The following is a 24,067-nucleotide window of genomic DNA, read 5'->3' as shown; positions in this document are numbered from 1 at the left end:
TGCGACACGGATCACCGCTCTGTCCAGTCCCCTTAACGTGATGTGCAACATCACCAACAGTGATGCCAACTCGTCCCTTGCCCCCGGAACCAAACTTGCATAAGTACCACGCGATACACGCCACGCTGTACGGGACACCCATGGAAAACGTCGTTCTCATCATCCATCTTCTTCTGGCTCTGGGCCTGATCGCCGTCGTTCTGATGCAGCGGTCCGAAGGTGGCGGTCTTGGCATGGGCGGTGGCGGTGGCGGTGCCATGACCGGGCGCGCAGCGGCAACCGCATTGGGCAAGGTCACGTGGATCCTGGCTGCGTGCTTTATCGTCACCTCGATCACGTTGACCATTTTGGCGGCACAGAAATCTTCGGGTAGCTCGGTTATCGACCGTCTGGGCGTTCCCGCCCCGGCATCGACCGAGGAAAGCGCACCCGCGGTTCCGTCCGCGGATGACTTGCTTCCGCCAGCGCAGGGCGACAACGCGCCGCTGATCCCGCAAGCCGACTAAGCCACTACACTTAGAAACCCAAAAGAGAACTGCAACAGCATCTTGCGGTTCTCTTGCGCTTTGGGCGCGAATCCTTTATAAGTGAAGTCCCGTGGTGCAGCGGTTTTTTCAAGCCGCCGGGCAGCTGATTTTGACGTCTCACGGGAGCAGCCGAAAAACATGGCGCGATTTATTTTCATCACCGGTGGTGTGGTCTCATCCTTGGGCAAAGGACTGGCTTCGGCGGCCTTGGGCGCGCTGTTGCAGGCCCGTGGATACTCGGTACGCCTGCGCAAGCTGGACCCTTACCTGAACGTCGATCCCGGCACCATGTCGCCCTTTGAACATGGCGAAGTGTTCGTGACCGACGACGGGGCCGAAACCGATCTGGACCTTGGCCACTATGAACGTTTCACCGGTGTGGCGGCACGCAAAACCGACTCGGTCAGTTCGGGGCGGATCTATTCCAACGTGTTGGAAAAGGAACGTCGCGGAGATTACCTCGGCAAGACCATTCAGGTGATCCCCCACGTCACCAACGAAATCAAAGATTTCATCGCTATTGGCGAGGATGAGGTCGATTTCATGCTCTGCGAGATTGGCGGTACCGTCGGCGATATCGAAGGCCTGCCCTTCTTTGAGGCCATCCGTCAGTTCAGTCAGGACAAGCCGCGCGGCCAATGCCTATTCATGCACTTGACGCTGCTGCCCTATATCAAAGCCTCGGGTGAGTTGAAAACCAAGCCAACCCAGCACTCGGTCAAGGAATTGCGCTCAATCGGACTGGCCCCCGACATTCTGGTTTGCCGGTCTGAAGGTCCGATCCCGAAGAAAGAGCGTGAAAAGCTCGCCTTGTTTTGCAACGTTCGCCCCGACAGCGTGATCGCGGCGCAGGATCTGTCCACCATCTACGACGCCCCGCTGGCCTATCACCGCGAAGGTCTGGATCAGGCGGTACTGGACGCGTTCCAGATCAGCCCCGCGCCCAAGCCCGATCTGGCGAAATGGGAAGATGTCAGCGACCGCATCCACAACGCCGAGGGCGAAGTGAAGGTCGCCATCGTCGGCAAATACACTCAGTTGGAAGACGCCTATAAGTCGATTGCCGAGGCCCTGACCCACGGTGGCATGGCCAACCGGGTCAAGGTCAAGATCGAATGGGTCGATGCCGAAGTCTTTGATACCGAAGACGCCGCCCCCTATCTGGAAGGCTTCCACGCGATCCTCGTCCCCGGCGGATTTGGCGAACGCGGCACCGAGGGCAAGATCAAGGCCGCCCAATACGCACGCGAGCACAAGGTCCCCTATCTGGGCATTTGCCTCGGAATGCAGATGGCCGTGATCGAAGCGGCGCGGAATGCGGCCGGCATCACCGAGGCGGGTTCGGAAGAATTCGACCACGAAGCCGGGAAAAAGCGTTTTGAACCGGTGGTTTATCACCTCAAGGAATGGGTGCAGGGCAATCACAAGGTTGAACGCAAGGTCGGTGACGACAAGGGCGGCACCATGCGTCTGGGCGCATATGATGCCGTTTTGGCCGACGGATCGAAAGTGGCCGAGGTCTACGGCGGCACCGCGATCGAGGAACGCCACCGTCACCGCTATGAGGTCGATATCAAATACCGCGACAAGCTGGAAAAGGCGGGCCTGAACTTCTCGGGCATGTCACCCGATGGCCGCCTGCCCGAGATTGTCGAATGGTCGGATCACCCGTGGTTCATCGGCGTTCAGTACCACCCGGAACTGAAATCCAAACCCTTCGACCCGCACCCCCTGTTCCGCGAATTCGTGCGCGCCGCCAAGGACACCTCGCGGCTGGTCTGATCACGGACCAATAACACTATTGTACCCCTCGGTGCGAAACACCTTTACGCACCGAGGGTTTGCACGGTTAACTGCCGCCATAGCAGCGACAGGAGACCGGCCATGACCGACCAGATTACCCAAGCGGAACAGTTTGCAGCCCTGCACAAAAAGGGCGATCCGGTCATCCTCTATAACATCTGGGACGCAGGCAGCGCGGGTGCCGTGCGTGATGCAGGGGCAAAGGCGATTGCCACCGGCAGCGCCCCGGTTGCCATGGCGCAGGGCTTTACCGACGGCCAAAACGTGCCAATGGACGCTGCGTTGGACAATGCCCGCCGGATCGTCGAGGCGGTCGACCTGCCGGTGACGCTGGATTTCGAAGGTGGCTACGCAGAATCTCCGGTCGATATCGCGACCAACGTGCAGCGCGCGCTGGAAACCGGGGTGATCGGCTTCAACTTCGAAGACCAGATCGTTGGAACCAAAGAGCTTTATGACATCGAAACCCAGGCCGCCCGCGTCGCCGCTCTGCGTGAAGGCTGCAATGTCGCGGGTGTACCCGCCTTCATCAATGCCCGCACCGACATCTTCCTCAAGGCCCATCCCGACACACATGACGAGGCAATGCTGGACGATGCCATGGCGCGCGCGCAGGCCTATGCCGACGCCGGAGCCAGTGGTTTCTTCGCGCCGGGCCTGAAAGATGAGGCGATGATCAAACGCCTCTGCGACGCGACCAGCCTGCCCGTCAACATCATCGCCCTGCCCGGTACTCCGGATACGGCCACGCTGGCCGGGCTGGGCGTCGCGCGGATCAGCTATGGCCCGGTTCCTTACAGGCAAATGCTCGCCTGGCTACAAGACAAGGCCCGCGAGGCGCTGCAAAGCGGGGCCTGATCCACTTTTAGGGGATTGCATTCTGAGACATTCCTCCGCACCTTGCGTTTTGTGAACGCTGGAAGGATGCCTCATGGCCAAAGGATATTGGGTCGCCCATGTCGATGTGGACGACATCGAGACCTACAAGACCTACATCGCCGCCAATGCTGCCCCATTTGCCGAATATGGCGGGACCTTCCTTGTGCGCGGCGGCGAGCGGGCCGAGGTCGAAGGTCAGGCCCGCGCCCGTACTGTCGTGATCGAATTCCCAAGTTATGAACAGGCGCTGGCCTGTTACGAAAGCGAGGGATATCAGGCGGCAAAAGCCCTGCGTGATCCCGTTTCGACCGGCGATCTTGTGATCATTCAGGGCTATGACGGTTAGCCGCGCTTGGCGCGCCGCAAAATACGGAATATTCTGACCACATGTTGAAAAAGTTCTTTCAGGCTCTGCGCCCGCCACAACATGACAAGCTGCCCGACCCGGATGCAGAGCTTGCGCTGGGGGCGCTGATGGTGCGCGTGGCACAGGCGGATCGCGATTATAAACTGGAAGAAATCAGCCTGATCGACCGTATCCTTGCCCGCCTTTATCAGCATAACGCCATCGAGGCCGCCAAGGTCCGCGCCACCTGCGAGAAACTGCATGCCGCCGCCCCCGAGACCGACACGTTCGGCAAACTGATCCGCGAGACCACCGATCTGCAGGAACGTCTGGCCGCGCTGGACGCTCTTTGGGAAGTGGTTCTGGCCGACGGCAACTCGGACGAAGGCGAAATAAAGATCGTCGAAGAAGCCCGCGCCGCGATGGGGTTGAGCTTCAACGACAGCAAAGCTGCGCGCGAACGGGTGCAAAGCAACTTGGAAGCCAGCTAAGCCCCGACTATATCTGTGTTCATGTTCAGTGATTTCCTGTCCCGGCTGACAAAGCCGCAGCCCGATCCGCTTGCCGAAGACGATGCCCGCCTGGCCCTGACAGCCTTGTTGGTGCGTATTGCCCGGTCCGACAATGACTATGCCGACAGTGAAATGACCCGAATCGACCGGATTTCCGCTCAGCGCTACGGCTTGTCACCGTTCGAGGCCGCCGCCTTGCGCGCCCGCGCCGAAGACCTTGAAGCCGAGGCCCCCGACACCGTGCGCTTCACCCGTGCCATCAAGGAGGCCGTCGCTTATGATGACCGCCTCGCAGTGGTGCAGGCCATGTGGTCGGTTGCGCTGGCCGACGGGCAACGCACCGGCGAAGAGGATTCTCTGCTGCGGCTGGTGGTCAGCCTGTTGGGCGTCAGCGATGTCGATTCAGCACGAGCCCGTCAAAAGGCCGCCAGATCGTGACTGCAATGTTGGGCATGTATGACATGCCCGCGCTGCAACCGGTCAATGATCGGTTCTGGGCCTTGATTCGGGGCCATCTGGGTTTCGGCCCCCCGACTCTGACCCGCAACCGCGACGTCTGGGATATCTGGCAGGATCCGACCCTTGTTCTGGCCCAGACCTGCGGGATGCCTTACCGTACACGGCTGCATGGCAAAGTCCGGCTGGTCGCCACCCCAGACTATGACCTGCCCGGTTGTCCACCGGGTCACTACCGCTCGGTTTTTGTAGCCCGCAAACAGGACGATCGCGATCTAACTGATCTGTGCAGGGGCACATTCGCCTATAACGAAGCCTTGTCTCAGTCCGGCTGGGCCGCGGCCATAACCCATCTTGCAGCGCGATCCCTGCAACCAGACAAACTGATGAAAACAGGCTCACATGCTGCATCGGCGCAGGCTGTTTGCGAGGGGCTTGCGGACTATGCATCGCTGGATGTGCTCACCTGGCTTTTGCTGCAGGACACGACCAATCTGGGCCAGTCTTTGCGCGTCGTTGACAGAACCGATCCCACACCGGCGCTGCCTTACATCACGGCAATGGACAACAACCCGGGCCGGGTATTGAATGCTCTGGCCCTGGCGGTGGCCGATCTTGATGCTGCGGATCGTCAGGCTCTGCATCTGCGCGGGGTGATCCATGTCCCGGAATATGAATACCTGAAGATTCCCAACCCGCCTGCGCCGCAGACAATCCGGTCGGCAAACTGACGGTTTTGATCAGGTCGTCTGGTCAAATTGATGATTTCCGGTCCTGAACTTGTCATTTGCGCATTGCATTGATGCGATTTTTCAGCCCTAGTACCGCATCAACACCAACCACTCCTGGACCGCCCGTGACAGATACCGCACCCGTCATCGAGATCAGAAACCTCCACAAAAGCTTTGGGCAGCTCGAAGTTCTGAACGGTGTGGATATCACGGCCCATCGAGGTGACGTTGTTTCCCTGATCGGGTCGTCAGGTTCCGGTAAATCCACGCTGTTGAGATGCTGCAATCTTCTGGAAGACAGCCAACAGGGCGAGATCGTCTTCAAGGGTGAGCCTGTGCGCTGGAGCGGCAGCCAACACAATCGCCGTCCCGCTGATCCCAAGCAGGTGCTGCGCATCCGCACCAACCTGTCGATGGTGTTCCAGCAGTTTAACTTGTGGGCTCATATGACCATCCTGCAAAACGTGATGGAGGCCCCCGTGACCGTGCTGGGCCGCGACCGGGCTGAGGTCGAAGAAAGCGCGCGCAAATACCTGGACAAGGTCGGCATCGGAGACAAATGCGACGTCTATCCGGCCCAGTTGTCAGGTGGCCAGCAACAACGCGCCGCCATCGCGCGCGGGCTGTGCATGGAGCCTGAGGCGCTGCTGTTTGACGAACCCACCTCGGCGCTCGATCCGGAACTGGAACAGGAAGTGATCCGGGTGATCAAGGATCTGGCCGCCGAAGGCCGCACCATGATCATCGTGACCCATGACATGAAAATGGCGGCGGATATCTCCAGCCATGTCGTGTTCCTGCATCAAGGCCTGATCGAAGAAGAAGGCACGCCCGAAGACATCTTCACCACCCCTGAATCCAAGCGGCTTCAGGGATTTCTCTCCGCCACTCAGGCGGCATAATCAACGGACAGAACCAATAAGGGGAGCAAAAATGAAAAACCTGATTCTGACCACTGCAGCACTGGCCCTGACCGCCGGTATCGCTATGGCCGACACCGTTCGCATGGGGACCGAAGGTGCCTACCCTCCGTATAACTTCATCAACGACGCCGGCGAGATCGATGGCTTCGAGCGCGAAGTGGGCGATGAGCTGTGCAAGCGCGCCGGACTTGAGTGCGAGTGGGTCAAGAACGACTGGGATTCGATCATTCCGAACCTGGTCTCGGGGAACTACGACACCATCATCGCGGGCATGTCGATCACCGACGAACGCGATGAGGTCATCGACTTCACGCAGAACTACTACCCGCCGACCGCCTCGGCCTATGTTGCCGCTGCCGAAGGCACTGACGTCGCCGGTGGCATCGTCGCCGCGCAGACCGCCACGATTCAGGCCGGATACGTGGCTGAAACCGGGGCAACCCTGGTCGAATTCGCCAGCCCCGAAGAAACCATCGCCGCCGTGCGCAACGGCGAGGCGGATGCGGTTCTGGCCGACTATGACTTCCTGGTCCCGATTGTCGAAGAATCGAATGGCGAGCTGGTCTTTGTCGGCGAGCTGGTTCCGCTGGGTGGTGGCATCGGCATCGGCGTGCGTGAAAGCGACGCGGAACTGCGCGGCAAATTCGACGCGGCCATTGGCTCGATGAAAGCGGACGGCACCCTGAACGAGATGCTGGTCAAATGGTTCGGCGAAGGTATCTCGACCTATAATGCTGACGGCACGGTTGTAACCAACTAAGCCCCATATCCAACGGTCCGGCGCGGCAACGCGCCGGACGCTCGAAAGACGCCTGATGTTCTCGTACTGCGCTGATCCTGACACGCTGGGCACGTTCCGCTGGTTCTCGTGCTATCTGACCAACGGCGTCCACTGGTCGTTTTACGCCTCATTCCTCAAGGTGCTGGCCCTGCTGGCCGTCACCGCCCCCGTTGCGCTTGGCTTCGGCTTTGCCGGAGCCATGGCCGCCCGGTCGCATTTTCCGCCGCTCAGCTGGCTGGGCAAAGGGTATATCGCCATCGTACGCGGCGTGCCCGACATCGCGTTTTTCCTGTTCTTCGTCATCGCGCTGGATCAGGGGTTCGAATGGCTGCGCCACAAGGTCCTGTGCCCGGAATGGACCGACCCGATCCGGCAGGGCAACGATTTCATCGTCTGTCAGGCCGCCAAACTGCCGCTCGGCACCGCCCCCGAATGGGTGCATGAAACCTACGGCTTCTTCCTTGCGGTCATCACCTTTTCCATCGTGTTCGGTGCTTTTGCTGCCAACGTCCTGTTCGGCGGTATGCGCGCCGTGCCCCACGCCCAGCTTGAGACGGCCGAAGCGTATGGCATGACCCGCCGCCAGACCTTCTGGCGCATCCTCGTGCCGCAGATGTGGGTTTACGCTCTGCCCGGCCTTTCCAACCTGTGGATGGTCCTGATCAAGGCGACGCCCCTGCTGTTCCTGTTGGGGATCGAAGATATCGTCTATTGGGCGCGCGAACTGGGTGGCACCAAAACCTCGCGCTTTACATCTTATCCGCATGGCGACTGGCGTATGTGGTATTTCCTGGCGCTGCTGATCTTCTACCTCGGCATGACCCGCGTCTCGGAGCTTGGGCTTGAGAAGCTGATGCGCCGCCTGTCCCACGGTCAGGCCACATCCGGCGGAGAGCTTTTGCGCAAGGAGACCACTGCATGAGCTGCCTCCAGACCATTCAGGATTACGGCCTGCGCTCCTTGGGTTATGGCGAACGCCTGCTGCCCAAGACCGACTTCACCCTGTGCGAGCATTTCACGCTGATCGGCTCGGGCATGATCTGGAATATCTATTTCGGCATCATGGCGATGGTCACCGGTTTTTTTCTGGCCACCGCGCTGGCGGTCGGGAAGGCATCACCGAACAAATGGCTGCGCAAACCGGCTGAGTGGTTCATTTTTCTGTTCCGAGGCTCGCCGCTGTTTATCCAGTTCTTCTTTGCCTATTTCTTCTTCCTGTCGCTGAAAAAGCCTTATCCGATGTTCGACGCCTTCACCTCGGCCTGGTTGGGGGCGCTGATTGTTCTGTTCCTGAACACCTCGGCCTATTCGGGTGAGATTTTCTATGGCGCGCTCCGGTCCATCCCCAAAGGCGATATCGAGGCTGCGGACGCTTATGGCATGTCCGGTTGGGCGCGCTTTCGGCGGATCATCTGGCCCACCATGCTGCGGCTGGCATGGCCCGCCTATACGAACGAGGCGATCTTTGTATTCCAGTCCACCACGCTGGTCTTCTTCTCGGCCTTCCCTGCATGGCAACAACGCGGCGATGCGCTTTATTACGCAAGCTACTTTGCGGACAAGACGTTTAACCCCTTCGTCCCATACCCGATTCTGGCCTTCTATTTCATCCTGCTGACGCTGGTGATTGTATGGGGCTTCGGCATGGTCAACAAACGCCTGAACCGCCACTTGCCAGCCGAACGGAAGGCCAGGATAAAATTCCGTTTGAACGTGGCGCGCTAAGGCAATTTGATTTTTAACAGGAACAATAGCATCGAAAAGCACGTTCGACCGAACGGAGAAGCAGCGTCTCTTGATTCAAAGTGAACGCAAAGCTGCTCTAAGCCCACGCGACCGGATTCAGGCGGAACAGTTTTGAGAGCTGCTCATAGACCTCCGGCACGTCCTGCTTCAACGCCCTCGGACGCTCGAAAAACACCTCGACCGAGACGGCAAAAAACTCTTCATGCCCCGTTGCACCATAGGGATCAATGACAGTGGGTCGCCCGTTTTCAACGGCGCTGACATGAGCATCAAAAGCGGTCAGAAACACCTTCTCCCACTCGGCAAAGCTCTGCCCTTCGCTCAGGATCGGTACGCCGTTGGTGCCGCCCGACAGGTCGTCGATCTGATGAGCGAACTCATGCAGCACCACATTCTGCCCGTCGCGATCATCCATTGCCCCCTGTTGGCTGTGCGCCCATGACAGGATGACCGGCCCACGATCCCAGCTTTCACCAGTCCGCACGATCTCTTTCTCGGTAACGACATAACCCGAATGCCGCTGTTGCTTAGACTTGAATGCGTTGGGATAGATCAGGATCGTCGTCAAGTTGTCGTACCAAATGTCGCTGTTGATCACCAGCAGGCAGGCCTGTGCCGCAATCGACAGCTCCATCTCTTCGGTCACTTCCAGACCGTCGCAACCATAGAAACTCACCTGATCCAGAAACAGGTTCACCTTGCCATCCAGATGCGCACGCAGCCCCGTCGGCAGACGCCGGATAATGGGCACCTGCCTGTCAATCACCACCCGCCGGTGGGCGCTTAGCGGGGTCGCAAGCAGCGCCGCCCGGGCCTGCTTTTTCGACCAGAAAAAATAGGCCAAACTGCCTGCGAGTATCAGAACTATGGTCAGGAAGATGAACATGGAAGGAATATAGACGCGAACCGGGTGGGCACAATCACCTGTCGCAAACTTGCCGAATTTGATCAAATTTGGTGACAAGGCACAAAGCCTCCTTTAAACCTGCAGCAACATGACCAACGGAGCCTGAAATGGACCTGAGCGCCCTGCACACCTTCCGCGTCGCCGCCTGCGATCTGAACGGTCAGATGCGCGGTAAACGCGTGCCGCCGTCCTACGCTGACAAGCTGGACAAAGGCGCGGTACGGATGCCGTTTTCGGCGCTTAATGTGGACCTGTGGGGGGCCGACATCGAGGGCAGCCCACTGGTCTTTGACAGCGGGGACGCCGACGGAGTTCTGCGCCCGACCGAGCGGGGCGCGGTTCCGATGCCTTGGCTGGATACTCCGACCGCGTTGGTCCCGATGTGTCTGTATGACGATGAAGGAACGCCCTTTGCAGGCGACCCGCGCCACGCCTTGTCGGCGGTCCTGGACCGGTATGCCGAACGTGGCTGGCAGGTGATTGCAGCGACCGAGCTGGAGTTCACCCTGCTCGACGCGTCCGGCGCGCAGCCGCAGCCCCCGCTGAACCCGATCACCGGCCGCAGGCTGAGTGACGAGGCGGTGCTTTCGATGGCGGAAATGGATGCGTTCGACGCCTTCTTCACCGATCTTTACGACGGCTGCGCCGCGATGGACATCCCTGCCCAAACTGCGATCTCGGAAAGTGGGATCGGTCAGTTCGAGATCAATCTGAACCATCAGGACGCGCTGCGTTGCGCCGATGACACGTGGCTTTTCAAAAGCTTGGTGCGTGGCATTGCGCGCAAACACGGATTCACGGCCACCTTTATGGCCAAGCCCTATCCCCAAGATGCTGGCAACGGGTTACACGTGCATTTCTCAGTCCTTGATGCAAGCGGTCAAAACGTATTCGACAATGGTGAGTCCGAGGGGACGCATCTGCTGCGATCGGCGGTGGCTGGGTGTCTGGCCGCGATGCCGGGCTGCACGCTGATCTTCGCGCCTCATGGCAATTCATACACGCGGCTGATCCCCGGCGCACATGCGCCGACCGGTGCAAGCTGGGCCTATGATAACCGCACATCTGCCATCCGCATTCCAGGCGGTGCCCCCGCTGCACGGCGGATTGAACATCGTGTTGCCGGGGGCGACATCAACCCTTACCTCATGTTGACATCGGTTCTGGGGGCCGCATTGATCGGGATCGAGGATGAGATGCAGCCGTCTGCCCCGATCACCGGCAACGCCTACGAAATCCCGGACCTTCCGCACCTGGCCCCCGACTGGTCTTCGGCTGTGGCCGCGTTCGAGACCGACCCATTGGTTGCCCGCATCTTTTCCACAGACCTGATCCGCAATCTTGCCATGACCAAGCGGCAGGAAATTGCTGGCTTTGCTGAACGCCCATCTGAAGAACACTGGCTCAGCACTCTCGAGGCCGTATGATCCTCTTGCCCGCCTACATGTGGTTGGTTAGAATAAATTTGATCAAATTTGGTGACCTATGAAAATCGGCATCCTCGTAACCGGCCATCCGCCTGATGAATTGCGTGACCAATTCGGTACGTATGATGGCATGTTTCGCACCCTGTTGGACGGAAATGGTTTTGAGTTTCAAACCTTCAACGTCGTTGACGACCAATTCCCTGACGACGCACATCAGGCCGATGGCTGGGTTATTACCGGATCGCGCCATGGCGCTTACGAAGAACATGCCTGGATTCCCAAGCTCGAACAGTTGATCCGCGATATCCGCGACACGGGAAACCCGCTGATCGGGGTGTGCTTTGGCCATCAGATCATCGCGCAGGCCCTTGGCGGCAAGGTGGAAAAATTCAAAGGCGGCTGGGCCGTCGGGCGCACCGATTACGCGTTTGGGCGCCAGACGGTCACGCTGAACGCGTGGCATCAGGATCAGGTCGTCGCGCTTCCTGAGGGCGCGACCGTGACCGGCAGCAACGACTTTTGCCAGAACGCCATGGTTAGCTATGGCGACTCGATCTGGACCGTGCAGGCCCATCCGGAATACGGCAATGATTTTATTCGGGGCTTGATGGAAACACGGGGCAAGGGTGTTGTGCCCGACGCCCTGATGCAGGCCGCCGCCCGCCGGGGCGATGCTGCAGATGACAACGGCAAAATCGGGCGCTACATGGCAAAGTTTCTGAAGAAAGAGAGGGCCTGATGGCCGATTGGACAGATGAGCTGCCGCAGGCGGCACGAACCTATATCGACGGCCAGCGACTGGATGAGGTCGAATGCATCATCTCGGACCTTCCCGGCATTGCCCGCGGCAAGGCGGTGCCTGCGTCGAAATTCGCCAAACAGACCTATTTCCACCTGCCCGACAGTATCTTCTATCAGACCATCACCGGAGATTGGGGCGAGGCAGCGGGTGAAGACGGGTTCATCGAACGCGACATGATCCTCAAGCCCGATTTCACGACGGCATCCGCCGCACCATGGACGGGCGACTGGACTCTGCAAGTGATTCACGATGCCTATGACCGCGACGATAACCCGATCCCGTTCAGCCCGCGCAATGTGCTGAAACGCGTTGTGCAGCTTTATCACGACAAGGGCTGGAAACCGGTTGTGGCCCCCGAGATGGAGTTCTTTCTGGTCGCCCCCAATGTCGACCCGGCGCAAGAGATCAAGCCGATGATGGGCCGCTCGGGCCGCCCGGCCGCCGCTCGGCAGGCCTATTCGATGACCGCCGTGGATGAGTTCGGGCCAGTGATCGACGACATCTATGACTTCGCCGAACATCAGGGGTTCGAGATCGACGGCATCACGCAGGAAGGCGGCGCGGGCCAGCTTGAGATCAACCTACGCCACGGCAATCCCGTGAAGCTGGCAGATGAGGTGTTCTATTTCAAACGCCTGATCCGCGAGGCCGCCCTGCGTCACAACTGTTTCGCCACCTTCATGGCCAAGCCGATCGAAGATGAGCCGGGCTCGGCCATGCACATCCACCACTCGATTATCGATATCGAGAGCGGTCAGAATATCTTCTCGGGCCCGCAAGGGGGTGAAACGGATGCGTTTTACAACTTCATCGCCGGGCTGCAGAACCACCTGCCTGCGGGTCTTGCGGTGATGGCGCCTTATGTGAATTCCTACCGGCGCTATGTGAAGGACCACGCCGCGCCGATCAATCTGGAATGGGCGCGCGACAATCGCACCACCGGTATCCGCGTCCCCCTGTCCGGCCCCGAGGCGCGCCGGGTGGAAAACCGCATCGCAGGCATGGACTGCAACCCCTATCTGGGCATCGCCTTGTCGCTGGCCTGCGGCTACCTGGGCCTGACCCAACAGGAACGCCCTCGCCGCCAGTTTTATGGCGACGCCTATGAGGGCGATGGCGATATCCCGCAGGTCATGGGCAACGCACTGGACCTGTTCGATGAGGCCACGGCCCTGCACGAGGTCCTCGGCCCCGATTTCGCCCGCGTCTACGGCATCGTGAAACGGGCAGAGTATGAGGAGTTCCTGCAGGTCATCTCTCCGTGGGAGCGTGAACATCTGCTGATGAACGTCTGAGCCAAGCGATGAACCTGCTCTATGCCAATGACCGCAAGGCCGAATTTCCGGCCAGTTGGTATGCCGCGACGGCCAACACCATTGATCGCTTTCCCGCGCTTACTGGGGACGTAAAGGCTGACGTCTGTGTGGTCGGCGGCGGATACACGGGCCTGTCTGCCGCCTTGCATCTGGCCGAGGCCGGGTTCGATGTGGTTCTGCTCGAGGCGCATCGCGTGGGCTTTGGCGCATCAGGCCGCAACGGCGGCCAGTTGGGCAGCGCGCAGCGGATGGATCAGGAAGACCTCGAACGGCTGGTCGGGGATGATGACGCCGCCAAGCTGTGGGATTTGGCCGAGGACGCCAAGGCTCTGGTGAAATCGCTGATTTCCAAACACAAGATCGATTGTGATCTGAAACCCGGCGTCGCAGTCCTGGGGCTAAGTAGCAGTGAACAGCAAGAGCTTCACGACCACGCGGCGCATCTCTCGGATCGCTACGCCTATGACCAGATGGAGATTCTGGACGAAGGCGCGGGCCATGCGCTCTGTCCTTCGCCGGCCTATCGCGGAGGGTATCTGGACAAAGGCGCGGCGCATCTGCATCCGCTGAACTATGCTTTGGGTCTGGCGCGGGCGGCGACCAAAGCGGGTGTGCGCATCTTTGAAAGCACCGAGGTGACGGGGGTCGAGGACTCCGCGCCCGCCATCGTCCAAACCGGGCAGGGCAACGTGAGTGCCGATCACGTCATTCTGGCCTGCAACGGATATCTGGGCGGGCTGAACAGCAAGGTTGCGGCGCGTGTCATGCCGATCAACAATTTCATCGCCGCGACCGAGCCTTTGGGCACAGATTCCGCCCGCGTTCTGACGCGCGACGTGGCGGTGGCCGATACCAAATTCGTGGTGAATTACTTTCGCCTCAGCGCCGACAATCGCCTGCTGTTTGGCGGCGGCGAAAGCTATGGCTATCGTTTCCCTGCCGACATCGCCGCCAAGGTTCGAAAGCCAATGACCGAGATCTTCCCTCATCTGCGCGACGTCCGGATCGACTATGCCTGGGGCGGTACGCTGGCGATTACGATGCGGCGGATGCCCTATCTGACACGCCTTGCCCCGAACATCCTGTCGGCCTCAGGCTATTCCGGTCATGGCGTGGGCACCGCAACCCATGCCGGCCAGTTGATGGCGCTGGCAATTCAAGGCCAGGCCGAGGGTTTTGACACCATGGCCCGCGTGCCCGCCCTGCCCTTCCCCGGTGGGCCCGCCCTGCGCAGCCCCCTGCTGGTGTTGGCGATGACATGGTTCGCCCTGCGCGACCGGCTGGGCCTCTGACCCTTTAAATCACGACAGTATGGTGAAATTTCGCCAATGCGGCGAAACAGGTCTTGGCGTGAGGAGTTTATGACTTTATATTTCCCAAAGCTAAAATTCGGGAAATCCAAATATGACGCTTGTACCCAACGTCCATGACGCCGAACCCATCCCCGCCGCAGCACGAGACGCCATCGACGCCCTGATGCAGTCCGGCGATCTGTTCCGCTATACCGCGCCGCAGGATGCACCGGTCGCTTTGCTTGAGGCCGAATTCGCTGCGCTGCTGGGCAGCAAGTATGCGCTGGCGGTATCGTCCTGTTCTGCCGCACTGTTCCTGTCGCTCAAGGCGCTGGACCTGCCGCGCGACGCACGGGTGCTGATACCGGGCTTTACCTTCGCTGCGGTCCCATCGTCGATCGTTCATGCGGATTGCATTCCGGTGCTTTGCGAGGTCGGCCGGAACTATCGCATCGACATGGCAGACTTCGCCGCCAAGCTGGACGGCGTGCAGGCTGTCATCATCAGCCATATGCGCGGACATACCTCGGATATGGACGCGATCATGCAGCTGTGTGACGCACGCGACATCCCGGTGATTGAGGACGCCGCCCATTCGCTGGGCACCACGTGGCATGGCCGAAATATCGGCACCATCGGCAAGATCGGCTGTTTCTCGTTCCAGTCTTACAAGATGATCAACGCGGGCGAAGGCGGCATTCTGATCACCGACGACGCTGATCTGGTGGCGCGCGCAGTGATCATGTCTGGCGCGTATGAGCACAACTGGAAAAAGCACAAGCCCCCGCATGGTGACAACTCGCCCGAGCTGGAACTGGCCTTCGCCCGCTGGCAAAACAAACTGCCGCTTTATAATTTGCGCATGAGCAACCTGAGCGCGGCGGTGATCCGCCCACAAATCCCCGAATTGGCGCGGCGGGTGCATGACGGATTGACCAACCACGATTACGTGGCAGCGCGGTTGAATACCTCGCCCTTCATCGACGTCCCCGCCCCGCTGACGCCCGAGCGGCGCGCGCCGGATTCCATTCAATTCAATCTTGTCGGTCTGGATGACGCCGATATCCAGGCTTTTGCGGCCGCATCAGATTCGCGCGGTGTGAAAGTCCAGGTTTTCGGCTTGAGCGAAGACAACGCCCGCGCGTTCTGGAATTGGCAGTTTCTGCCAGAACAGGCTGAACTGCCACAAACCCGCGAGATGTTGATGCGAGCCTGCGACGTGCGCCTGCCAGTGCGGCTGACGAAAGACGAACTGGACGTGATCGCTGATATCTTGCTGGCCTCGGTCGGTGACGTGGCAGGTCCGATGCCAGTCTATGGCACCTGACGCCTAGGGGCCCGCGACACCGAACAGGTCCACAGACAGAAACAACGCGTCGATCCCCTCGGGGGTTGGCGCAATGCGCGACAGGATGCCGGTGACGGCAAGCCCGTTTTCGGTTTGGACCAGCAGAGGCGCACCGGAGTCGCCCATCATGACCGGACAGATGGCGCGCATCAGCCCCCTTTGCAGCGGGCTGGCGCTGCAGGTTGGCGTACGGCTCAGAACATGACGACGAACACCTGGATAACCGGCCACAAACCCGCCAGCGCTTTCATCGCCGAGCGCGAAATACCCGACCTTCTGACCGATAGGCTCAGAAAGTTCCAGCACAGCCCAATCCAGATCCGGGCGATTGTCGAATTGTCCCGCCTGCCCTTGCTCAGGGTTCATCCGATAAGCCTGAACCACTGATACCGCCGTGGCCTCTCCACGTTGATACCCGGCGGCAAAGCGGATGCTGGAGGGCGGAATCCACCGTTTGCGCGCACCGTTATACAGACAATGCGCAGCGGTCAGCACATGCCGTTCGGAAATCAGAACGCCTGTGCAATGGGATCGCTGTGACCTGCTGGCGAAATTGACCCGCCCGATGGCCTGCCAGGGCGCGGTGGACGCATCGAGTATCTCGCGCGCCCGAATGTCTGCACAACCGGCAGCGGCATCGCTGCCCAACGTGCAGACCGACACCCAAACAGTTGAGAATTTGCCCTGCGCAGCCGCAATACCAGCCAAGAGCAGCGCACCAAACAGAACCAGCCGCCACACCGGCCCGGATCAGCTGAGCTTGGACAGCTTTTGCTGCAACTCGGCCAGTTGTTTCTTGATATCGTCCAGATCTTCTTTGGGCTCGGCATCCGGTTGTTCTTCACTGTCCGGTCCGGACCAGCCGCCCGACAGACCACCGGTCATCGCCTTCAGAAATGCCTGCTGCTGTGCCTGCATCGCTTCGAACCCCGGCATCTTGGTCATCGGGTTCATGGCGCTCATGTTTTCCATCATCTTGGACTGGCTTTCACGCAACATCTCGAACGAGCTTTGCAGGAATTGTGGCATCATGCCCCCGCCGGGCACCATGTAACTGCGCACCAGATCGTTCAGAACGTTGACCGGCAGCACGTTTTCACCCCGGCTTTCGTGTTCGGCGATGATTTGAAGCAGATACTGGCGGGTCAGGTCGTCACCCGTTTTGAGGTCGATGATCTGCACCTCGCGCCCGTCGCGGATAAAACCTGCGATGTCTTCCAGTGTCACATAGTCACTGGTCTCGGTATTATAGAGCCGTCGGCTGGCGTAGCGTTTTATCAGCAACGGTTTTTCTTGTTCTGCCACCGTTTACCCTCCCCAAGGATGATGCGTTGCAGCGAAGGTTATGCGACTGCAGCACAAAAAGAAAGGGCAGGTCAAGCGACCTGCCCCAAGCGATCTGCACCATATGGGAGGATTAGGTGCGTCTCGCGGACATTACTTACTTTGCAGCGGCGGCTTTCTTGGCAGCTGCGGTAACGTCGTTGGTTGCTTTTTTGACAACGGCAGTTGCATCTTCTGCAGCTTCTTTGCCGGCAGCCATCAGCAGCTCAACAGTTTCGGTCTGAACCTTTTTCGCGATTTCTGCGAAAGCGGCCAGGTTTTCAGCAGCAACTTCGGCCGACGCGCTTGCGAAGTCGGTTGCGGCTTTTGCGTAGTCAGCAGGCTCTGCTTTGGCTTTCGACATCTCGCTCAGTTTGGCCAGAGTGTCTTTGGTCCATTTGTTCGAGATTTCAGCCGACTTTTCAGCAGCGTCCAGAGCAACACCCGACAGTTTTTCGTTCAGGGTTGCGGTCGATTTGAAGGCACCTTCCAGAGCGGTGGTGTCAACGGGGAATGCGCCCATCATTTCTTTCAGGGTCGCGGTAAAGTCTTGAGTCTTTGCCATTGTCCTAATCCTTTTGCCGAACCGGGCCCGCCCCGGTTTTCATCAGCTTGAGGACAATATGATTGCTGCATCGCAGCATTGCAAGTTTTTTCTTGCTGCGATGCAGAAAAATTCTAGTTTCAATTTGAAATCAGGCGGTTGCCTTGACCTTCACATAGGTCCCGGGCGCCGGGGCCAGCGAAGGATGGTTCGAATCGCCTGTATCGCGCGCAGGCACTTGCTTGCCGGACCGCTTTTTCAGCCAGGCCTCCCACATCGGCCACCAGGACCCGTCGTGGTAATCTGCTTCCTTCAGCCAGGTATCGGCATCCGCCTTGAGATCCGGGTTGGTATAGTGACCGTATTTCTTCTTGCTGGGCGGATTCACGATTCCCGCAATGTGACCCGATTCCGAGACCACAAAAGTCTTTGACCGCGATCCTGCTTGCTGAAAACCACGGTAGCAATCTTTCCAGGTGGCGATGTGGTCGGTCTCGCAGGTGATCGCCATCAGGGGCACATCCACATCGCGGATATGCAGCTTGTGGCCCATCAGTTCAAATCCATCGCCGACGAAATCGTTGGCCTGACACAGACCGCGCAGATATTGCACCGCCATTTTGCCCGGCAGGTTCGCGCCGTCACCGTTCCAGTACAAAAGATCAAACGCGGGCGGTGTCTCGCCCATCATGTAATTGCGGATCGCGGGCGAATAAACCAGATCACGCGAGCGTAGGAAGGACATGGTGCGTCCCAGAATCCAGGCGTTTAGAACACCTTCCTTGGCCACGTGGTCCTCGATCCCGTCAACGAAATGATTCTGCAGGAACGGCGTGAATTCACCCTGCTCACCGAAATCCGTCAGGGTCGTGAAGAACGTCGCCGATTTCACTGACTTGTCGCCCCGCTGCTTCAACAGGGAAAGCGTCAGGTTCAGCGTCGTGCCCGCGATGCAATAGCCAACTGCATTCACTTGTTTGACCTTGCAGATCTTCTTGGCTTCGTCGATCGCGGCCAAAAACCCGTCCTGAATATACTCTTCCATGCCGACGTCTGCATAGGAGGCATCCGGGTTGATCCAACTGACCACGAACAAGGTATATCCCTGTTCGGTAATCCACTTGATCATGCTGTTCTGGGCTTTGAGATCGAGAATATAGAATTTGTTGATCCAGGGCGGGAACAGAACAATAGGTGTTTCGTGCACCGTTTCAGTCGCGGGCTTATACTGGATCAGCTCCATCATCTTGTTGCGATACACCACGTCGCCCGGCGAGGTTGCAATGTTGCCGCCGACCTCAAAAGCGCTGTCATCGGCCAATTTCACCACCAGCTCGCCATTGTTGGCTTCCAGGTCGGAGACCAGATTCTCAAGCCCCTGAATGAGCGACTGCCCCTCGGTTTCAAGCGCTTTTTCCAGCGCGTCCGGGTTAGTGGCCAGAAAATTCGTCGGGGCCATCATGTCGATGATCTGTTGCGAGAAATACTGAAGCCGCTGTTTGTCTTTGGAATCCAGGTCTTCAACCGATGCGACGGCTTGCGCAAGTGTTTCGGCATTGGTTTGGTATTGCTGGCGAATGAGGCGGAAATAGGGGTTGGTCTCCCATAGCGGATTCGAGAACCGCTTGTCTTTGACCGGCGTGCTGGTTGCTGAATCACCTTTGCTGGTCAGCGCCTTTTGCACCTCGGCGAAGTTCAGCACTGACTTGCCCCAATACTCAATTTGCTGCTCCATCAGCTTCGCGGGATTCTGCCAGGCGTCGGCCCAATAGGCCGTTGCCGCTTTTGCAAAAAGCTCTTGATTCGGAGCGTCTAGCGCCGGGGTATGGGGTTTCTTTCCCGCCATGACCTCCACCAGACGCCGGGACAGTTCTTCGACCTTAACTAAATTTTCTTTAAGCCGTTCAATATGTTCTTCGGTCATCTGAGGCGTATCGCCCTCTGTAGTTGTCATTTTAACAATTCCCACCTAGTCTCGCTGCTATGCAGAATAACGTCGTGGGCACCGGGGGGCAAAGCGACGAATGGTCCGAAATCCAAGGCTGACACTCAGGAGGCCCCTTCGATGCGCTATATGATGACCTACGACCTGATGGAGACGGTCCGCAACACCAATCAGTGGCTGGGCGCAACCGCCAGCGCAATGGCATCTTACCCGTTATTTTCGATGACGCCAAATCCGGCCTTCAATTGGATGGCCGCATGGGGCGAGGTGACTGAGCGCACGTTCCAACGCATGATAGTCAAACCGGATTGGGGCATTCGCACCTTCACCTGCGAGGACGGCAAGGATCATCTTGTCGATATCACCACGGTGCTTGAGCGCCCCTTTGGCGATCTCATTCATTTCCGCGTCAATGGGCGCGAGGAACAACCCCGCAAGGTGCTGCTGGTGGCGCCGATGTCGGGCCACTATGCCACGCTGCTGCGCTCGACCGTCAAAAGCCTGCTGGTCAATTGCGAAGTTTACATTACCGATTGGCATAACGCGCGCGACATCCCCGTGTCCGAAGGCAAGTTCGATGTCGAGGATTACACTCTCTATCTTGTCGATTTCATGAAAGAGCTGGGTCCCGACACGCATGTTGTTGCCGTCTGCCAGCCCGCACCACTGACACTCGCCGCAACGGCCTATCTGGCCGAGGTGGAGCCAAAGGCCCAACCCAGCACGCTGACCCTGATCGGCGGTCCGGTTGATCCCGATGCCACGCCAACGGAAGTCACCGATTTCGGACGTCGTGTGACGATGGGGCAGTTGGAAGAAACCATGATCCAGCGCGTCGGTTTCAAGTACCGTGGCGTTGGTCGGATGGTCTATCCGGGCCTTCTGCAACTGGCCTCGTTCATGTCAATGAACGCCGAGCGTCACAGCAAGGCCTTTACCGACCAGATCCTGCGCGTGGTCCGCGATGAAGCGTCTGACCACGACGCCCATAACCGGTTTTACGATGAGTATCTGGCAGTCATGGACATGACGGCCGAATTCTACCTTTCAACGGTCGAGCGTGTGTTCAAAAACCGCGAGATTGCGCGCAACGAGTTTGTCGTGGCCGGTCACAAGGTGGATATCGGCAAAATCACCGATGTCGCCGTCAAGTCGGTTGAGGGCGCGAATGACGATATCTCGGCCCCGGGTCAATGTATCGCCGCGCTGGACCTGTGCACCGGTCTGCCCGACAGCAAAAAGGCCAGCCATGTCGAGCCCGGAGCAGGTCACTATGGCATTTTCGCGGGTCGCAGCTGGCGTGACAACATCCGACCGCTTGTCATTGATTTCATGAACGAAAACAGCCGCAAGCCAGGGCGACGCGCAGCCAACAAGAACAGGGTCGCCTGACGAAAATGGACAGAAAGGCGGCTTCGAATATCGCCTTTTCCTGCAGCTGTGGAACCTTACATGGACATCTCACATCAGCCGGGGTCAGGTATGGCACCCATGTCGTGTGCTATTGCCATGATTGCCGCGCCGCCCAACTTTATTTTGGCCAACCCGATCCGGCACCGGGCCCGGTAGATGTGTTCCACACAACCCCTGATGCGATCAGGATCCACTCAGATGCCGCGAATCTGGCGGTCATGCGGTTGAGTCCCAAGGGAATGCTGCGGTGGTACGCCAGATGCTGTAACGCTCCAGTGGCAACAACGCCTGCAACGCCCACCCTCCCGTTCGCTGCTTTCATTGTGAACTGCTTGCAGGACACCACCCCTCTCGGCCCGGTAACAACGCGCGGCTTTGTTCCCGGGCCCAACGGCAAACAGACCCATGAAAAGCTGCGATATGCGCTCTTTGGCCTGCTGCACCGCACCGCCACATCGAGGCTGTCCGGTCGCTGGAGGAGCACCCCGTTCTTCGACATCGAAACTGGTAAACCGGTCACAGAACCCGTCGTCCTGACCAAAGCGCAGCGCGCAACGCTCAGTCGAACAGCGGATTAACTCGAAGGCTTTTGCGAAGGCGAACTTCGCCGCCTAAGGGTATACCAAACCACGAAAATCCGGGAAATCAGCATATCGCGCGCGCCGCTGTTCCAGTGGCTCGTGAGGCTCACCACCTGCGCGCAACAGACACCCACGCGGGGCGATATAACTGTCGATCCGACGATGCGGTCTTGGCCTCCAAACCAGATTGAAGGCGCAGAGTTTGGGAAAGAACCAGATCTCGGAATAGTTCAGATGATCGTGCATCCACCACGCAAGATCGCGCCAGTCCCGCCCGTCAGCAAAGCGATCGGCAAACCATGGGATCACGATCGATGCGCCGGCGATTCGGGCATCACCTTCTCCGCGATCCCAGATATGGCATTCCATAGGATTGTCATTGCGGGCACAATTCAGCTTGTTCTCGTTGCCAAATCGATTCAGGGCGGGTGACCGATATCCCGACCGCACGGCAATGCGCCCAAAGGTTTCCTCAAGCGGATCCAGCAGCGTCTGACAAAAGGCACGTCCAGTCTCGATGGCCAGATCGGGATTTTCGGGGATATTTTGCAACTGATGAAAATTGGCAATCTCGGAATAGAGGAAATCTCGCATGTAGAAATACCGGGACAGTCGCACCCGTCCCAATGTCTCCAGACTCCACATACTTCCGGGTTTGCGCATCCTCGTCCCCTCGCCTTAGGGCGGTCATTCAATCCCTTGCGCGGCAAGCCAAGTCAGTATTCCGCTGACGGTCCTGTCCGTCTGCCCCGGAGACATCAGCCGGCCGGAAACCACATGCGAGTGCGGATCATCCCCCGGCCCCATGGTTACCAGCTGAACCGATGCCGGCCCGCCCCATGCCTGCGCCACTTTGTGCGTGCGCTTGGGCCGCACCACTTTGTCATCATCAGAGAACCAAAACAGGGCCGGGATATTCGCCGTCGAAAAGTCCAGCGCATAGACGGCATCGACCAGCACGGACATCGGCACCACGGCCTCCCAAGGATACACCACGGTCCAGTATTTGTTCTTTTCCGCATCCGGCCCAGGCGCCCCCCGTTCAGGTCCCATGATCATCGGCAACCAAACCCGCGCCCAAGGCAAGGACGGTATCCAAGCAGCCTTGTCATTCACGCCAAAATTCGGGGACACAAAAATCATCGCCGCGACATTTGCGCTGAGTTCCGGATCCAGAGCCGCCGCCGCTGCCAATGTCCCGCCCGTTGAGGTTGAGATGACCACCACCTGATCCCCGACAGCCCGCGCTGCTGCCAGCGCCTCGGCTGTATCCTGCATCCAACCCGAGGCCGTCGCCTCGGCCATCGCAGCCCCGTCACGGCCATGCCCGCCCAGCCGTGTATAGACCAGATTCGCCTCCAACGCCTCGGCCACACGGTCCGGAACAGGGCGAATCTCCTCAGAAGTCGCGGAAAACCCATGGATATACAGAACGGAATACAGTGTTCTCTGCTCTTTGAAACCGTCGCGCCACACCACCCGCTTTTCAACACCCGGCACGATATCATCAAAGGCAGATTCGATGCTTTCGAAGTATACCTGAACCCCCTCGCCGAATTTGCGGGCCTCGAACCGAGGGTGCAATTCGACCGGTTCCCTTGGCCCAAAGACATAAACCAGCGCACCAACCGCAATCAGTGCCAACAGAAATCGCCCCAAAACCCACCCGAACAATCGCATCAGGCACCCCCCATCGCATCGAGGATCGCCCGCTCGATAATCCCCAAACACGGCCCGTCCGAAAACCGATGATCGGCATCCTTGACCAGTTCCAAACGGATATCCGCGCCGGTCACATGTTCCAGCAGCCGGACGGCAGTCTCGGTCGAAACTGCCGTATCAGCTGTGCCCTGCAGAAACCTGACAGGAAATGGCAATTCCAAAGGTGTGCGTAACACCAATTGTCGCCTCCCATCCTCGATCATGCGTTTGGTGATGATGTAGGGCTCCATGTAATCCGACGGCAGTTCGACATGGCCCACGGTCTCCAAAGCGGTCTTCTGCGCATCCGAGAATGATGCCCAATACCCGTCTTCCGTAAAATCGGGCGCCGCAGCGATCGTAACCATCCCCGCGATCCGCTCAGGCATCACGCGCGCCAGCAACAATGCCTGCCAGCCCCCCATCGACGAGCCCACCACGATCAGCGGCCCATCGGTCAATGTCTCAATCGCAGCAACCGCATCCTCGTGCCAATCACCGATACACCCTTCCTCGAACGTGCCCGAGCTTTCGCCGTGACCGGAATAATCGAACCTCAGAAACCCCTGCCCACGTACCCGCGCCCAGGCCTCAAGGTGCACCGCCTTGGTGCCTTCCATATCCGACTTCAGGCCGCCCAGAAAGACCACCGTCGGCCCCACCCCCTTGCTCTGGTGATACGCCAGCCGCCGTCCCTGCGCCGTTTTCAGAAATTCTGCCTGTGCCATACCATCCTCACTGCTGCTAACCTCATCATGCACGTC

26 protein-coding genes are annotated in these 24,067 nt (G+C 58.9%); 18 read left to right on the top strand and 8 right to left on the bottom strand.

The window, feature by feature from the left end:
- Positions 1 to 140 precede the first annotated feature (140 nt).
- The 11 genes from secG (at position 141) to ACRZ9X_RS03930 (ending at position 8,683) form a co-directional block, all read left to right on the top strand.
- Positions 141 to 506, top strand: coding sequence for a preprotein translocase subunit SecG (gene secG, locus ACRZ9X_RS03980; protein ID WP_480516066.1), 366 nt, complete (start codon positions 141 to 143; stop codon positions 504 to 506).
- Between the two features lie 159 nt (positions 507 to 665).
- Positions 666 to 2,309: a CTP synthase gene (locus tag ACRZ9X_RS03975; RefSeq protein ID WP_480516065.1), complete on the top strand. Its 1,644-nt coding sequence runs from the start codon at positions 666 to 668 to the stop codon at positions 2,307 to 2,309.
- Positions 2,310 to 2,411: 102 nt separating this feature from the next.
- Positions 2,412 to 3,188: an isocitrate lyase/PEP mutase family protein gene (locus ACRZ9X_RS03970; protein ID WP_480516064.1), complete on the top strand. Its 777-nt coding sequence runs from the start codon at positions 2,412 to 2,414 to the stop codon at positions 3,186 to 3,188.
- Between the two features lie 73 nt (positions 3,189 to 3,261).
- On the top strand, positions 3,262 to 3,555 hold the full coding sequence (locus ACRZ9X_RS03965; protein WP_480516063.1) for a DUF1330 domain-containing protein: 294 nt from the start codon (positions 3,262 to 3,264) through the stop codon (positions 3,553 to 3,555).
- 41 nt (positions 3,556 to 3,596) lie between these two features.
- A complete protein-coding gene (locus tag ACRZ9X_RS03960) occupies positions 3,597 to 4,046 on the top strand; it encodes a tellurite resistance TerB family protein (protein ID WP_480516062.1) in 450 nt (149 codons plus the stop codon).
- 21 nt (positions 4,047 to 4,067) lie between these two features.
- Positions 4,068 to 4,505, top strand: a complete 438-nt coding sequence (locus ACRZ9X_RS03955; protein ID WP_480516061.1) for a tellurite resistance TerB family protein — start codon at positions 4,068 to 4,070, stop codon at positions 4,503 to 4,505.
- 5 nt (positions 4,506 to 4,510) lie between these two features.
- Positions 4,511 to 5,254 (top strand): phosphate/phosphite/phosphonate ABC transporter substrate-binding protein, encoded by a 744-nt coding sequence (locus ACRZ9X_RS03950; protein ID WP_480516583.1) that lies wholly within the window; start codon positions 4,511 to 4,513, stop codon positions 5,252 to 5,254.
- Positions 5,255 to 5,379: 125 nt separating this feature from the next.
- Entirely contained in the window at positions 5,380 to 6,156 is a 777-nt protein-coding gene (locus ACRZ9X_RS03945) for an ABC transporter ATP-binding protein (RefSeq protein WP_480516060.1), read from the top strand.
- A gap of 31 nt (positions 6,157 to 6,187) precedes the next feature.
- The gene (locus ACRZ9X_RS03940; protein ID WP_480516059.1) at positions 6,188 to 6,937 is read left to right on the top strand and encodes a transporter substrate-binding domain-containing protein; all 750 of its coding nucleotides are present in this window, start codon (positions 6,188 to 6,190) and stop codon (positions 6,935 to 6,937) included.
- A gap of 55 nt (positions 6,938 to 6,992) precedes the next feature.
- A complete protein-coding gene (locus ACRZ9X_RS03935) occupies positions 6,993 to 7,880 on the top strand; it encodes an ABC transporter permease (RefSeq protein ID WP_480516058.1) in 888 nt (295 codons plus the stop codon).
- A complete protein-coding gene (locus tag ACRZ9X_RS03930; RefSeq protein WP_480516057.1) occupies positions 7,877 to 8,683 on the top strand; it encodes an ABC transporter permease in 807 nt (268 codons plus the stop codon). Before ACRZ9X_RS03935 ends, ACRZ9X_RS03930 begins: the two co-directional genes overlap by 4 nt.
- A 97-nt stretch (positions 8,684 to 8,780) precedes the next feature.
- Here ACRZ9X_RS03930 and ACRZ9X_RS03925 read toward each other — a convergent pair whose 3' ends face one another.
- A complete protein-coding gene (locus tag ACRZ9X_RS03925; RefSeq protein WP_480516056.1) occupies positions 8,781 to 9,668 on the bottom strand; it encodes a M90 family metallopeptidase in 888 nt (295 codons plus the stop codon).
- Positions 9,669 to 9,718: 50 nt separating this feature from the next.
- Between ACRZ9X_RS03925 and ACRZ9X_RS03920 the strand changes: the two genes are divergently transcribed.
- The 5 genes from ACRZ9X_RS03920 to ACRZ9X_RS03900 all read left to right on the top strand — a co-directional run bounded on the left by ACRZ9X_RS03920 (position 9,719) and on the right by ACRZ9X_RS03900 (position 15,775).
- Entirely contained in the window at positions 9,719 to 11,038 is a 1,320-nt protein-coding gene (locus tag ACRZ9X_RS03920; RefSeq protein WP_480516055.1) for a glutamine synthetase family protein, read from the top strand.
- Positions 11,039 to 11,096: 58 nt separating this feature from the next.
- Entirely contained in the window at positions 11,097 to 11,777 is a 681-nt protein-coding gene (locus ACRZ9X_RS03915) for a type 1 glutamine amidotransferase (protein ID WP_480516054.1), read from the top strand.
- Complete coding sequence (locus ACRZ9X_RS03910) at positions 11,777 to 13,135, top strand: glutamine synthetase family protein (protein WP_480516053.1); 1,359 nt, start codon at positions 11,777 to 11,779, stop codon at positions 13,133 to 13,135. Before ACRZ9X_RS03915 ends, ACRZ9X_RS03910 begins: the two co-directional genes overlap by 1 nt.
- Before the next feature lie 8 nt (positions 13,136 to 13,143).
- Positions 13,144 to 14,448, top strand: a complete 1,305-nt coding sequence (locus tag ACRZ9X_RS03905) for an NAD(P)/FAD-dependent oxidoreductase (RefSeq protein ID WP_480516052.1) — start codon at positions 13,144 to 13,146, stop codon at positions 14,446 to 14,448.
- Positions 14,449 to 14,560: 112 nt separating this feature from the next.
- Positions 14,561 to 15,775: a DegT/DnrJ/EryC1/StrS family aminotransferase gene (locus ACRZ9X_RS03900; protein ID WP_480516051.1), complete on the top strand. Its 1,215-nt coding sequence runs from the start codon at positions 14,561 to 14,563 to the stop codon at positions 15,773 to 15,775.
- A gap of 3 nt (positions 15,776 to 15,778) precedes the next feature.
- On the opposite strand, the gene ACRZ9X_RS03895 is transcribed toward ACRZ9X_RS03900, so the two are convergent.
- The 4 genes from ACRZ9X_RS03895 to ACRZ9X_RS03880 form a co-directional block, all read right to left on the bottom strand.
- On the bottom strand, positions 15,779 to 16,504 hold the full coding sequence (locus ACRZ9X_RS03895; protein WP_480516050.1) for a trypsin-like serine peptidase: 726 nt from the start codon (positions 16,502 to 16,504) through the stop codon (positions 15,779 to 15,781).
- A 42-nt stretch (positions 16,505 to 16,546) separates the two neighbouring features.
- Positions 16,547 to 17,101: a polyhydroxyalkanoate synthesis repressor PhaR gene (gene phaR, locus ACRZ9X_RS03890; RefSeq protein ID WP_480516049.1), complete on the bottom strand. Its 555-nt coding sequence runs from the start codon at positions 17,099 to 17,101 to the stop codon at positions 16,547 to 16,549.
- A gap of 136 nt (positions 17,102 to 17,237) precedes the next feature.
- Positions 17,238 to 17,684 carry a phasin family protein gene (locus ACRZ9X_RS03885; protein WP_480516048.1) on the bottom strand — a complete coding sequence of 149 codons (447 nt, stop codon included), beginning with the start codon at positions 17,682 to 17,684 and terminating at the stop codon, positions 17,238 to 17,240.
- Positions 17,685 to 17,814: 130 nt separating this feature from the next.
- On the bottom strand, positions 17,815 to 19,617 hold the full coding sequence (locus tag ACRZ9X_RS03880; RefSeq protein WP_480516047.1) for a PHA/PHB synthase family protein: 1,803 nt from the start codon (positions 19,615 to 19,617) through the stop codon (positions 17,815 to 17,817).
- A 111-nt stretch (positions 19,618 to 19,728) separates the two neighbouring features.
- Here ACRZ9X_RS03880 and phaZ point away from each other — a divergent pair, with 111 nt between their 5' ends.
- Positions 19,729 to 21,000, top strand: a complete 1,272-nt coding sequence (phaZ, locus tag ACRZ9X_RS03875; protein ID WP_480516046.1) for a polyhydroxyalkanoate depolymerase — start codon at positions 19,729 to 19,731, stop codon at positions 20,998 to 21,000.
- Between the two features lie 5 nt (positions 21,001 to 21,005).
- Complete coding sequence (locus ACRZ9X_RS03870) at positions 21,006 to 21,599, top strand: DUF6151 family protein (RefSeq protein ID WP_480516045.1); 594 nt, start codon at positions 21,006 to 21,008, stop codon at positions 21,597 to 21,599.
- A 33-nt stretch (positions 21,600 to 21,632) separates the two neighbouring features.
- On the opposite strand, the gene ACRZ9X_RS03865 is transcribed toward ACRZ9X_RS03870, so the two are convergent.
- From ACRZ9X_RS03865 to ACRZ9X_RS03855, 3 genes are read right to left on the bottom strand one after another with little or no spacing between them, the layout of a single operon-like run.
- Complete coding sequence (locus ACRZ9X_RS03865; RefSeq protein ID WP_480516581.1) at positions 21,633 to 22,247, bottom strand: hypothetical protein; 615 nt, start codon at positions 22,245 to 22,247, stop codon at positions 21,633 to 21,635.
- A 42-nt stretch (positions 22,248 to 22,289) separates the two neighbouring features.
- Positions 22,290 to 23,282 (bottom strand): alpha/beta hydrolase, encoded by a 993-nt coding sequence (locus ACRZ9X_RS03860; RefSeq protein ID WP_480516044.1) that lies wholly within the window; start codon positions 23,280 to 23,282, stop codon positions 22,290 to 22,292.
- Positions 23,282 to 24,031: an alpha/beta fold hydrolase gene (locus tag ACRZ9X_RS03855; RefSeq protein ID WP_480516043.1), complete on the bottom strand. Its 750-nt coding sequence runs from the start codon at positions 24,029 to 24,031 to the stop codon at positions 23,282 to 23,284. The genes ACRZ9X_RS03860 and ACRZ9X_RS03855 overlap by 1 nt, the downstream gene beginning before the upstream one ends.
- Between the last annotated feature and the right edge of the window lie 36 nt (positions 24,032 to 24,067).

This window comes from Ruegeria sp. AL1 (assembly GCF_056540905.1).
The sequence above is the reverse complement of the archived record's forward strand: the minus strand, read 5'-3'. Positions and strand labels throughout refer to the sequence as shown.